This window comes from Vibrio sp. 2134-1 (genome assembly GCF_033339495.1).
The window spans coordinates 1-625 of the sequence record NZ_JAWOUS010000593.1 but is presented as its reverse complement, the minus strand read 5'-3'; the positions used below and the strand labels follow the sequence as shown (position 1 = coordinate 625).

Below are 625 nucleotides of genomic sequence, written 5' to 3'. Positions count from 1 at the left end.
CGATTTGGCTGTTGCAGACACAACCGCTTGATATAAAGTACTGGTTTTATCAACGCCAAAGTTCAACGTCACTCTAGCTTCACCCGCTTGTGATGCGCCAAACTCCACATCCACATGACAGCTCGTATTTGCAGCTAACGTTGTTTGAGAGCATTGATCGTTGGCAATCAGTGCTGCATCAGTCACTCCTGAGCCGCCAATGCGTACATTTTCGACAGTGAATGCAGTGTTTCCCGAATTACTAATCACAAATCCATGCTGCTTGAGTTCACCAACATTAAACGCTGGCAACATTTGATTAGCAGTGTAACCAACAGAAACGTTATCTTTCGGAGGCGTTGAAGTGCCGATGACGCCATCCACAAAACTGCGTAATGCTGCAATATCACTGTACACGCCGTACATACCCGGACGTGCACACCCTATTCCCCAGCTAACTACGCCAAGTTGGGTAATCGCACTGCCGCGATTAATAACGATTGGGCCACCGCTGTCACCCTGACATGAATCTATCCCACCTTGCGGCACGCCTGCACAGAATGCCACTTCCCCAACGGTGGTGTAGTTTCCACCCGCCTGACGACAAGTGGCATCCGACACGAGTGGAACATCGACTTCTTGCAAT

General features: G+C 49.4%; 1 protein-coding gene. It reads right to left on the bottom strand.

The annotated features are described in order from the left end of the window. Positions 1-625 (bottom strand): trypsin-like serine protease (locus tag R7R78_RS27425; RefSeq protein WP_225474769.1); only part of this gene is annotated, 625 nt, incomplete at both ends.